Origin of the sequence: uncultured Murdochiella sp. (assembly GCF_902488755.1) — a bacterium.
Taxonomy (GTDB): Bacteria; Bacillota; Clostridia; order Tissierellales; family Peptoniphilaceae; genus Murdochiella.
The window spans coordinates 1-12061 of sequence record NZ_CABTXF010000009.1; the positions used below are offsets into that span (position 1 = coordinate 1).

Consider the following 12061-nt stretch of genomic DNA (forward strand, 5'->3'; position numbering starts at 1 on the left):
AGCAAAGGTGGAAACAATAAACATACCATTTTCGCATCTGCGCATCTCAAAATGTTTCACGTGAAACATTTTGAGATGCGCAGATGCGAAAATGGTATGTTTATTGTTTCCACCTTTGCTATAATCATCTCAGAAGAGAAGACGGTACGTGCAAATTGTTTCACGTGAAACACTTTGGAGATAAAGATGATTGTAGAGTGCGTTTCAGTTGGAACGGAAATCCTACTCGGCGACATTGTTAATACGAATGTACAGTATTTGTCACAACTTTGTGCGCAAGTGGGGTTGGATGTTTTTCATACTTCTGTTGTTGGCGATAATGCCAAGCGATTAACGGAGTCTCTGCAGGTGGCGTGCGAAAGAGCGGACATTGTTATTCTAACGGGCGGTTTAGGTTCAACGGATGACGATATCACCAAACGTGTCGTTATCGACTTTCTCCATCAAGGAACAGAAGTTAATGAATTTAACAAGGCGCGAATCAATGATTGGTTCGATAATGATAAAGCGCGTAGAGATAATGAAATTGTCTACACATTCCCAAAGAATGCTACCATTCTTGAAAACCACGTCGGGACAGCATCAGGCGCAGTAATTCCTTTTCATATCAACGGAAAGGATGGCTATATTGTCATTCTGCCTGGACCACCAAAAGAAATGATTCCCATGGTGGAAAAGGAGCTACGACCAATTCTACACAAATGGTCAAGTGGGGCGACGGAATCTCTTGTTGTTCGTTTTGGCGTTTTAGGCGAGTACCAGGTTAATGAGAGACTAAAGAAAGAAATAACCTCCGGAACAAATCCAACGGTTGCTCCGTATGTGAAAGAAGATGGCGCTCTTATTCGCATTACCGCTAAGGCATCCACAGCTGATGAAGCCAAGGAGAAAATTGCAAACAGCTTAATAGAAGTAAGGAAAAAACTCGGCAAATATATCGTTGCGCTTGGCGACGAATCACGATCGGATGTGCTTGTCCGCCTGTTACGCGAAAAGAAGGAATGCGTTGCGGTCGCGGAAAGCATTACGGGCGGGATGGTTGCTTCAACGATTATTGAGACATCGGGTGCTTCCTCTGTTCTGGAACAGGCATTTGTGGTCTATAGTGATCGGGCAAAGCACAAGCTGCTTCATGTGCCAATAAAGAAATTGCGCAAACATTCGGCAGTAAGCCGAAGTGTTTGCAAGAGGATGCTTAAAGGCTTATACCAGCAGACGAAAAGCGATCTATGTATTGCCACAACAGGGTATGCCGGACCAGACGGAGAAGATGTCGGACGGTGTTACATTGGCATACGCTATCATGGAAAGAAGTGCATTTTTGAACATCACTTACATGGGGAGAGAAATCATATTCGCAATCGTGCGAAAAATTTAGCGGTGGATTATGCGATTATGATGATGAAGGGTGAGCTATGGGAAGAATAATCAGTATTTACAATCAGAAAGGCGGCGTTGGGAAGACAACGACTGTGGTTAATCTTGCCGCCGCTTTGGCATTAACCGGGCTTTTTAAGAAAAAAGTTTTGGTGATTGACTTAGATCCACAAGGCAACACGACTTCCGGATTCGGCATTGAAAAGAATACCGAACATCCTGATATATATTCGATTCTGCTTGGGGAATCGTCAATAGCGGAGTCCTGGAAGACGGTACGAAAAGAAACGTTAAAGGTAGTGCCTTCTACGGCAGACCTTACCGGATTTGAGATTGAATCCGCGACGATGCCGGATGCGCATCAGCGGCTAAAAGATGCGCTTATTCCGGCATCTGCGGAATTTGATTACGTCCTAATTGATTGTCCGCCCTCCCTTGGGATGTTAAGCATGAATGCGTTAGTTGCCTCGGATTCGGTGCTTATACCGATTCAAACCGAATTTTACGCACTGGAAGGCGTGAGCCAATTAGTAAAGACCTTATCTCTTGTGCGCGAAAGTCTGAACCCTGAATTAGAGGTAGAAGGCGTGTTGTTGACCATGTATGATGCGCGTACCAACTTAGCGCAGGATGTTCGTGCAGAAGTGAATCGCTATTTTGAGGGGAAAGTCTTCGAGACGGAAATTCCACGAAATGTGCGCTTGGCGGAAGCACCTTCATTCGGAGAAAGTGCAGTAACGTATGATAAATATTCCAAAGGTGCGCAGGCATATATTAAGCTGGCAAAAGAAATAAAGAAAAAGCATGGCAAGGACGCTGCGGCGGATAAAGAGTAATGGACAGGAGTGAATATGGCAAAAAAAAGAGGATTGGGAAGAGGATTGGGTGCGTTAATTCCCGGTCATACGAAAGATATAACACCAATTACTGAAACAAAGAACACGCCGGATGCATCGCAAAAGAGCACGAGAAAGAAGAGCAACTCTACAAGAGCATCGGTACAACAAGCGAAAACAGCAGAAAAAGAGACGAAGACGGCAGCGACGAGGAAAAAAGCGGAACGTAAAGTCACCGAACCAAAGAAATCGAAAGAGAAAACCCAGTCCGTGAATGAAGGATTGGGAATAATTCAGCCGGTGAAACGGGATGCTTCGTCGGATAAAACGAGGAATCAAAAGGAGAAATCTACGACAGCGGAAACGGTATTGCGCTCTATTCAGCATTTGGCTTTGGACCAGATGGAAGCAAATCCCGATCAGCCAAGAAAAGATTTTAATGAACAATCTATGGCGGAATTGACCGAATCCATTCGCGCATACGGCGTACTTCAGCCCATTGTAATAGAGAAATTCACTGCGCCAGGTCATGCTCCTTACCGAATCATTGCTGGTGAAAGGCGTTATCGTGCGGCTAAACAAGCGGGACTGACAGAAGTTCCGGTGGTGCTGCGCGCCGATCATCCGGAAGAACAGATGTTGCTTTCTGTGGTTGAAAATGTACAGCGCCAGGATTTGACGCCGGTGGAAGAAGCGGTAGCGTATCAGCACATCATGGAAGAACGGCACATGACGCAGCAGGAGCTATCCACGGCATTAGGAAAATCGCGTCCGTATATCGCCAACGCGGTTCGCTTGTTGCGGTTGGATGATGCTTCCCTTGAAGCCCTTAGGGAAGGAAAACTTACTTCTTCTCAGGGACGTACTTTATTGGCGGAAAAGGATTTGAAAAAACGTGCTGCTTACCTCAAGTTGCTTACCGAAGGCAAAGCCAGCGTAAAGGAAGTGGAAAATCGTCGGAAAAAGCCAAAAACGACGGATGCTTTTTTAGCCGATGTGGAACGGCGTTTTTCAGAGGCATTGGAGACGAATGTTGCAGTAGTCTCTCGCCGAAAAGGTTGGAGTGTACAGATTGCCTGCTATAATGAAGAAGAGTTGAACAGACTGTTGGAACGACTTGGTGAGCCGGACCAACATTGAAAGGAAGACCTATGCCCTCTATTCTTGTGCCGATTCTTTTGGGGTTGACCCTTGTTTTGGTAATCGGCTGTTTTTACATTTCCGGTAATATGAACAATAAGCTCAATCGTATGCGCCGTCGTTACGATATGCTTCTTCGTGGTCATTCGGATATTAGTTTGGAAGAACTGCTTCTCCATTTTTCGGATGAATTGGATGCGTTTAAGGAAGAACGAGCAAAGACGGAACAGAAGCTCTACCATGTGGAACAGTGGATGGCGCGAACCGATACGGATCAAACAGCGCATGTGGATGAACGCTTTAACACCATCTCGCGTCAAATAACGGATGAAATGCGTCAGAGTACGGCGAATGTTATGCAAAACCTGAATCGTATCGATACGGAAGTCAATGCGCGTATGAATGCGGTGGAAAAAGAAAGTACGGAAACGGTCAATCGCGAGGCGGCGGCGCTTCGTGCGCAGGTAAATGAATTTTCGCAATCCATCATTCGACAGGTAAAGAAAAACGAAGAAGATGCTTTTGTTCGCTTTGACAGTTTAGAAAAGGATTCAGCGAAGCAAAAAGAAGAGACGGCGAATCGCTTAGCGTACATCGAAAAAGATGCCCTTTCGCGTTTTCAACAGCTGGAAAATGGACTTGTGGAACGCATTGGCGGACTACAAACTATTACGCAAAATCGCTTTCAAAGTATGGAGCAGAAAACGCAGGAGAATTTTGCCGCCGGTCGAGCGGAAACAGAAAAATGGCTTAAAACTTTGGAGCAAAACACCAAGGAACAGACAGAAGCTCTGGGAAAAGAACTGCATCGGCGTGTAGATGGACTGCAAAAACAAACCGACGAGCGAGTAACGACCTTTCAAAAAGAAACGACGGAAAAGGTCAAGAGCGAGTCTTTGCGCTTGCGTGAGCAGTTGGCGATGGCAATACAAAAGATCTATTTATATCGCTATAATGCGTTTGAGGATGTAACCGGAGAGAGCAGTTTTTCTGCGGTTCTGTTGGACGAATACCGTAACGGACTCATCGTTACGACGATTTATTCGCGGGAAAATACCAATACCTTTGCCAAGGAAATTCGATCCGGCGAACCGCTGCAGAAACTGTCGCCGGAAGAAGAATATGCGCTGAAGGAAGCGATGAAGCGATAATCCGCAGAAGACCTTAATTTGCCAAAGGAAAATAAGAAAGTCGAATCGAACCGAGGTGAATAGGCATAAACTGGGGTAAATAGGGACGGAACAAAAGACGAGTGTTTTGCGACAGCGAAGCAAACCGCCGGGAAAAACAAAAAGGAGAGGTTATGAGCATTGTTCAGGAAGCAACAAAAGCGATAAGAGGGAAGAATATCCGCATTGTCTATCCGGAAGGCACGGACGCGCGTATTTTGCGTGCAGCGGTTCGCCATGCCAAGGATGGCATCCTTCATCCCATTCTGTTAGGAACAAGGGAGGAAGTTGAGAAACTCGCCGAAGAAGAGGGTGTATCCTTAGAAGGCGTAGATTTTATCGATTATCAGCACTATGAGCACTATGACGAAATGCTGGCGAAGCTGTTGGAACGCCGCAAGGGAAAAATCGATGAGACCAAAGCGCATAAAATGCTGAATGACCGCAATTATTTTGGAACGATGTTGGTTTATATGGGAGAAGCGGACGGTCTGGTTTCTGGTGCGGATGGTCCGACAGGCGATACCATTCGTCCGGCATTACAGATTATTAAAACCAAACCGGATGCAAAATTGGTCAGCGGCTGCTTTATCATGATTTCTCCGGATGAAAAGGAACGTCTGCTGTTTGCCGACTCGGCGGTCAATATCTCGCCGACGGAAGAACAGCTTGCCGATATTGCGTACCAAACAGCGCAGACGGCGGAAATCTTTAAGATTGAGCCGAATGTAGCGATGCTTTCTTTCTCGACTTATGGTTCTGCCAGCTCGCCGGAGCAGGAGAAAATGGCGAATGCTACCGCCATTGCCAAAAAGAATTATCCGAATTTGAATGTTGACGGAGAAATGCAATTGGATGCGGCTTGGAATGAAGTCGTTGCGAAGAAAAAAGCGCCGGGTTCTCCGGTAGCAGGCAAGGCTCGCGTCTTTATCTTTCCGGATTTGCAGTCGGGCAATATCGGTTATAAAATTGCACAGCGTTTAGGAAACTACACGGCTCTCGGTCCACTGCTGCAAGGCATGGCGCGACCGGTAAACGACCTTTCGCGCGGCTGCTCTGAACAAGACGCTTACGAAATTGGTATCATTACGGCATATCAGGCGATGAACTGAAAAAAGAACATACGAAAAAAGCGAGAGAGTTCCGTTTCGCCCTCACGATGAGGATAACGAAAGGGAAAAAGAAAGAGAGGCATCCGTGCGGAAGCCTCTCTTTCTCCTTTTTTTGTAAAGGGGCGTGATTTCTTATGGACGAATGCGCTGTTGTGTACGCGCAAGCAGGTCGTGTTTGACATCCCAGACTGCCAGGGAGAGATCGACTTTATATTCGTGGGGATGGTCAAAACGCTTATATTCTTCCCAGAGCGTATCCAGCTCTTCTGCACAGTAGTCGCGCCGTTCTTTAAGGGAGGGTAAATCATAGACCAATTTGCCGTCGGCAAAAATACGCTCCTTCATTTCGCGCGCTACAAAGTTTTCCAAAACCGTGCGCTTCCAGGTATAGACCGGATGGAAGAGCTCATAGGGATTTTGATCGTCTATTTTTTCTTCCTTCATGGTAATCACATCGGCAAGTGCCTTTTTTGTCTCTTTGTCATAAAGACGATAGAAGGTTTTGAATCCCGGTGTGGTAATCTTTTCCACATTCTCAGAGATTTTGATGCGCGGTTCAAACACCCCGTCCTGTTCCATGCCGACTAATTTATAGACACCGCCGAACACTGGCGAAGACTGCGAAGTGATGAGTTTTTCGCCTACGCCGAAGCTGTCAATTTTCGCTCCCTGAGCTAAAATATCCTCAATGCGGTATTCATCCAGCGCGTTGGAAGCGACGATTTTCGCATCGGTATAACCCGCCTCATCCAGCATAATGCGCGCTTTTTTGCTGAGATAGGCAATATCTCCGGAATCTAAGCGGATACCGCCGGAAATGCCCTTGGGCTTCAGGACTTCATCAAAGACGCGAATGGCGTTGGGTACGCCACTGGAAAGGGTATCGTAGGTATCTACCAGAAGCGTGGCGTTTGTGGGATAGGTCTCCGCATAGGCTTTGAAGGCTTCATACTCCGTAGGGAAGAGCTGTACCCAAGAATGTGCCATCGTGCCGAGGGCGGGCACGCCGAAGCGTTGATCGGAAAGGGTATCGGCAGTACCGACACAGCCGGCGATATAGGCGGCACGTGCGCCGAGAGTAGCAGCATCCGGTCCTTGTGCGCGGCGAGAACCGAATTCCATCACCGGTCTGCCTTTTGCAGCACGTACAATACGACTTGCTTTTGTGGCAATGAGCGACTGATGATTGACAAGCAGAAGCAGCATGGTCTCAATCAGGCTGGTTTGTATCATCGGACCGCGAACGGTAATGAGCGGTTCATTGGGAAATACGACACTGCCATCCGGTACACTCCAGACATCACAGGAAAAGCGCATATTCTGCAAATACGTCAGGAAGGCATCACTAAATATATTCTTGCTGCGCAAGAAAGCAATATCCTCTGCATCAAAATGAAGATCACGTAAATATTCGATTACGGATTCCAGACCGGAAAAGATAGCAAAGCCTGCTTGATCCGGATTTTCACGGTAGAACAGATCAAAATAACCGATCGTATCCTCTAGCCCATGTTCAAAATAACCATTGGCCATGGTCATTTCGTAAAAGTCGAAAAGCATAGCCAAGTTTTCCTGCGAGCGTTTCATTCCTTCCTCCTGAATCGTTCTGCAAAAACGTTTCCGCATCTGTTTTCGCCTCATTTTATCACATTTTCTCCCAATCTTTGCGGCATCCCATTCGTTATAATAGAAGAAAAGAAAAGGAGAGAAAAACGTGAAATCGGTTATTCTGTTTGATTTAGACGGCACGCTTCTCTACACATTGCCATCGATAACGGCAGCAATGAATCGCACGTTGAAGCGATTCGGTTTAGAGGCGATTTCTTTGGAGCGCGTGCGTGAGCTTGTCGGTAATAGCTCTCGATACTTGGTGGAGCACGCGATAAAAGAGAGCGGAGGAAGCGACTGGTCAAAGGAACAATGTGAACATTTTTTGGATGCCTATAATGCGGATTATCTCTCGCATTCCATTGAGGGGACGACACCGTATCCGGGTGCGGAAGCACTTTTGGATGCGCTAAAAGAAGAAGGAAAACAGTTGTGGGTTTATTCTAATAAACCGGATGCCATAGCAAAGGAGGTCGTACACCACTTTTTTGGGATGCGTTTTGATCGTATTCGCGGATATCGAGAAGATACGCCGAGAAAACCCCATCCGGAAGGGGTATATGCGTTGCTTGAGGAGAGTGGAAAACAGGCAAAGGACGTTTTGTACATCGGCGATAGCGAAGTAGACTGGAAATTAGCGCAGGCGGCGGGGTTGGATATGCTCTTGCTTTCCTATGGCTTTCGCAGAGAAGAGGAATTGCGTAAAACAACTACGGCGACATCGTTTATCGCTTCGCCGGAAGAATTGCAAAAGAAGTTGCTTACCTCTGCTTGCGGGTATGTTTAAGATATATGCAGTAGCGTCAACGTGAATAATGGGGCATGGCGTAAGAAGGTTGCCCATGGCACAATAAAAGAAAAAGGAGAAGACAATGAAGAAAATTGATTCGCAGGAATTTCGTACACTCGTTTTGGAAGGAAAAGGCGTATGCCTTGTGGACTTCTCTGCCACATGGTGCGGCCCCTGTCAGATGTTAGCGCCTGTTCTGGAAGAAGTGAGCGCAGAAGGGCATACTGTCTATTCGGTGGATGTGGATGAAGAAGGCCAGCTGGCGATGGAATATCGCGTTTCCGGTGTGCCGACGATGATCTTTTTTAAGGATGGGGAAAAGAAGGAACAACTGGTCGGCTTGACACCGAAGAAGACGATTCTCGATAAACTGGCATATTATGAAAACTAACGATCAGACACGATACGATGTCGCTGTAGTCGGCAGTGGCCCGGCAGGCTTGTCGGCGGCGTTAAATGCTGCTGTACGGCAAAAGTCGGTGCTGCTTTTCGGCGCATCACGAAGCGAACGCCTTCTACAGACGGAATCGGTGGAAAACTATTTGGGACTGCCCGGGGAATCCGGGGAATCTCTTTTAGACAAGTTTTATGCCCATATTCGCCAATATCCGAACATTATCCATCGAAAAGAGAATGTCCAGGTGATTTATGATATGGGTGAAGCCATCGGCTTGCTCCTTGCCGGGAATGAAATTGTTCAGGCAAGGAGTGTGGTTTTGGCAACGGGCGTGAATTTTGGCACTTTACTTCCCGGAGAAGAACAGTATTTAGGAAAAGGTGTGGGATATTGTGCGACGTGTGATGCAGCGTTATACAAAGGCCGTCCGGTGGTGGTGGTGGGCTACAATGAAGAAGCGGCATCGGAGGCGAATTTCATTGCCGACTTGGCATCCTCGACGGTCTTTGTGAATTGCACCAAGCGAGATTATGCGCTGAAAGAAGGCATTCGAGAAATTCGAAAAAAACCGTTGGAAATCCTTGGGGAAGAGCGTGCGTGCGCTTTACGTTTTGAAGACGAGACGATTGAAGCGGAAGGCTTCTTTTTTCTGCGGGATGCGCGTGCAGCGGATGCGCTCGTTCCGGGTATTGCCTTAAATGGACGGCATGTTGCAGTGGATGGCGATATGGCAACGAATTTGCCCGGCATTTTTGCCGCCGGCGATTTGGTTGGCGCGCCGTATCAAATCAACGTAGCCTGCGGACGCGGTCAGGTAGCAGGGCTTGCGGCTGCACGATATGCGACTTTGCGGGTAGCGAAAGAGTAAAGGGCGGCAATGTTCGACGCTTCCTCTGCATAGCGAAAAGGAAAAGTTCGCTATTAGCAAGAGCATAAATACGAAGGGTGAGAGACAATGCAGGATACATTTGTTCCGACAAACGAGATGCGCACAGAAAAGGATGCGCTGGGGGAAGTTCTGGTACCGGCAACCGCCTACTGGGGCGCACAGACCGAGAGAAGCCGCCATCATTTTCCGACGGATGGAGGGACGATGCCTCGCGAAGTAATCTATGCGTTGGCACGTATAAAAAAAGCGGCAGCACAGGTCAATGTGCGTCTCGGGGTATTGGATGAGCACCGCGCTTCACTCATTGACACGGTTTGCGAAGAAATTCTTCAGGGGAAATTAGACACGCATTTTCCGCTTTCCATCTGGCAGACAGGAAGCGGTACGCAAACCAATATGAATGTGAACGAAGTCATTGCGTATCGCGGAAACGTCTTGGCAGGCGAAGTGCTATTACACCCTAATGACCATGTGAATCGTTCGCAAAGCTCCAATGATGTGTTTCCGGCTGCCATGAATATTGCTGCGCGTGAACAGATAAAGAGACGACTTCTTCCTGCCCTTACGGCGTTGATTGCGTCGTTTCGGCGTATAGAAGAGGCATCTTGCGGCATCATTAAAACCGGTCGAACCCATCTTCAGGATGCCACGCCCTTAACGGCTGCGCAGGAAATTTCCGCTTGGCGCGTGGCACTGGAAGAAGACGAAAAAGCGATTCGCATCGTGGCAAAAGAATTAGAAGCATTACCTCTCGGCGGTACGGCGGTGGGTACCGGATTGAATGCCCCGAAAGGGTACGACGAAGCGATGTGTAAAGCACTTTCGGGGCAGATGGATCTTGACTTTACGCCATTGGAAAATAAATTTTATGGACTTTCCATGAAGTCACCGCTTACCCGATTCCATGGCGCACTGAAATCTCTTGCCGCGGATTTGAATAAAATAGCGAACGATATTCGCTTTTTATCCTGTGGTCCGCGTTGTGGCATTGGAGAATACCGCATTCCGGCCAATGAACCGGGAAGCTCGATTATGCCGGGAAAGGTGAATCCAACACAAGTGGAATCCATTACGATGATTGCTCTGCAGGTTATGGGAAACGATGTGGCGGTAGGCATGGCAGCGGCATCCGGACAGATGCAGTTGAACACCTATATGCCGCTCATTATTCATAATGTACTGACCTCGGAACGCCTTTTGGCAAGTGGTATGGATTGTTTCCGTCAGTTCTTAGTGGATGGCTTGCAGGCGGATGCCGAAAAAATGGGAAATCTGCTCAGGCAATCGTTAATGTTGGTTACGGCGCTTGCGCCGCACATCGGCTATGATGCGGCATCGAAAATCGCCCATACCGCGCACGAGAGAGATATCACGTTAAAAGAAGCTGCGCTGGAAAGCGGATTGATTAGTGAGGAAGCGTATGATCGCTTGGTCGATCCGGCAAAGATGGTATAAATCAACGAAGGACGTTCTATAGATGACGTAGGATTGGCTATAGAAAAAGCGCAACGGCGATTGCCGTTGCGCTTTTTCTATGCAGACCCTTACGGCTCCATGGGAGTAAGAGACAGTATACTTGCTCATGTTAGCCATTAACTCTCAAAAAAGGTTTTTCCCCGTTTTCCGTCGTATTTTTCAAAAATACGGTGGTAATAATGAATCCATTTTTCGGCAATCGAATCCTCAGAGTAGTCTTCGGCAATTTTCACAGAAGAACACTTAGCCTGTGTATAAAAAGCGGAATCCGTTGACAGACGCAGTAAAAGATCGGCAAAGCCTGCATTATCCTTCGCTCGCAGGTAATCGGTGAAATAAATCACGCGATAGAGATCCAAATCACGAAGAACAATCGGCAAACCGCTATGTACTGCTTCCATAACCGCCATGGGAAACAGTTCCGCGTAGGAAGGCATAAATAGAACGTTCATGGCGTTATAGAGCGCGTTCATTTCGTTTCGTGGGACGATATCGAGGAAATGAACATTTTCCGGAGGATTTTCCATACGTTCTTTCAAATCTTTGTATCCGTCCGTAATAGCACCAAAGGAAAACCCCCCTGCCCAATAGAACTGCAGCTGTGGACAGCGTTCGGCGACATCGATGAAATCGGCAACCCCTTTTCGGGTTTGTACTTGCCCGACGGCAATGACGTTAAAGGCTTCGGGGTCAATGCGGTAACGGTCATAGATGAGTGGATGCTCGCCGCGAGCGGGACGAAAAGCGGAAGAATCAACGACATTGGGCATGTAGGTTATGCTTTCTTGCGGAAGATCATACGCCTGCAGCGCATCGATAAAGTAGGGGTTCACCACAACAAGCTCGTCGGCGCTTCGATACATTTTCATCACATAGCCGCCGAAGAGTTTATCAAAAGGTGGCGCAATTTGAATGCTGCCTTCCAGTGTGTCGGGTAAAAAATGGACGTGCATCACGACTGGTGTTTTGGAAGCAATCATTTGGGCGTAACTGAACGGATGAATCGTATGAACATGGGTAATATCAGCGTTTTTTGCGGTATTTCGTTGAATGCGCAATGCATCGTGCGCATGGGTCTCTAACAGATGAATTAATTCATTGGTTGCAGACCCGACCCCCTGTCCTGCTACATTATTGCCGGGTGTTACCATGTTGATAGTGAGCATTTTTCCTCCTATTGGGAATGAACGAGAATTGATAGCATAAAAAAGCATACCCTATCTCGGCACATTTTCGGAATGTTTTTTTTAGCATAGGCATTGGGCAT

At 47.4% G+C, this 12061-nt stretch carries 11 protein-coding genes; 9 read left to right on the plus strand and 2 right to left on the minus strand.

Annotation, left to right across the window (positions count from 1 at the left end; all coding sequences use genetic code 11):
* Positions 1-186 precede the first annotated feature (186 nt).
* The 5 genes from RDL68_RS01870 (at position 187) to pta (ending at position 5634) form a co-directional block, all read left to right on the plus strand.
* Complete coding sequence (locus RDL68_RS01870) at positions 187-1428, plus strand: competence/damage-inducible protein A (RefSeq protein WP_308539974.1); 1242 nt, start codon at positions 187-189, stop codon at positions 1426-1428.
* Positions 1416-2213 (plus strand): ParA family protein, encoded by a 798-nt coding sequence (locus RDL68_RS01875; protein ID WP_308539975.1) that lies wholly within the window; start codon positions 1416-1418, stop codon positions 2211-2213. Before RDL68_RS01870 ends, RDL68_RS01875 begins: the two co-directional genes overlap by 13 nt.
* Before the next feature lie 15 nt (positions 2214-2228).
* Positions 2229-3353, plus strand: a complete 1125-nt coding sequence (locus tag RDL68_RS01880; RefSeq protein WP_308539976.1) for a ParB/RepB/Spo0J family partition protein — start codon at positions 2229-2231, stop codon at positions 3351-3353.
* A gap of 11 nt (positions 3354-3364) precedes the next feature.
* Positions 3365-4504 (plus strand): DUF4446 family protein, encoded by a 1140-nt coding sequence (locus RDL68_RS01885; protein WP_308539977.1) that lies wholly within the window; start codon positions 3365-3367, stop codon positions 4502-4504.
* A 152-nt stretch (positions 4505-4656) separates the two neighbouring features.
* Entirely contained in the window at positions 4657-5634 is a 978-nt protein-coding gene (gene pta / locus RDL68_RS01890) for a phosphate acetyltransferase (RefSeq protein WP_308539978.1), read from the plus strand.
* A 132-nt stretch (positions 5635-5766) separates the two neighbouring features.
* Here pta and RDL68_RS01895 read toward each other — a convergent pair whose 3' ends face one another.
* Positions 5767-7221, minus strand: a complete 1455-nt coding sequence (locus RDL68_RS01895) for a nicotinate phosphoribosyltransferase (protein WP_308539979.1) — start codon at positions 7219-7221, stop codon at positions 5767-5769.
* A 127-nt stretch (positions 7222-7348) separates the two neighbouring features.
* Here RDL68_RS01895 and RDL68_RS01900 point away from each other — a divergent pair, with 127 nt between their 5' ends.
* The 4 genes from RDL68_RS01900 (at position 7349) to RDL68_RS01915 (ending at position 10773) form a co-directional block, all read left to right on the plus strand.
* A complete protein-coding gene (locus RDL68_RS01900) occupies positions 7349-8029 on the plus strand; it encodes an HAD family hydrolase (RefSeq protein ID WP_308539980.1) in 681 nt (226 codons plus the stop codon).
* A gap of 85 nt (positions 8030-8114) precedes the next feature.
* Complete coding sequence (trxA, locus tag RDL68_RS01905; protein ID WP_308539981.1) at positions 8115-8423, plus strand: thioredoxin; 309 nt, start codon at positions 8115-8117, stop codon at positions 8421-8423.
* Positions 8413-9297 carry an NAD(P)/FAD-dependent oxidoreductase gene (locus RDL68_RS01910; RefSeq protein ID WP_308539982.1) on the plus strand — a complete coding sequence of 295 codons (885 nt, stop codon included), beginning with the start codon at positions 8413-8415 and terminating at the stop codon, positions 9295-9297. The genes trxA and RDL68_RS01910 overlap by 11 nt, the downstream gene beginning before the upstream one ends.
* 87 nt (positions 9298-9384) lie before the next feature.
* Positions 9385-10773, plus strand: a complete 1389-nt coding sequence (locus tag RDL68_RS01915) for a class II fumarate hydratase (protein WP_308539983.1) — start codon at positions 9385-9387, stop codon at positions 10771-10773.
* 137 nt (positions 10774-10910) lie between these two features.
* On the opposite strand, the gene RDL68_RS01920 is transcribed toward RDL68_RS01915, so the two are convergent.
* Positions 10911-11960 carry a glycosyltransferase family 4 protein gene (locus RDL68_RS01920; protein ID WP_308539984.1) on the minus strand — a complete coding sequence of 350 codons (1050 nt, stop codon included), beginning with the start codon at positions 11958-11960 and terminating at the stop codon, positions 10911-10913.
* Positions 11961-12061: the final 101 nt, after the last annotated feature.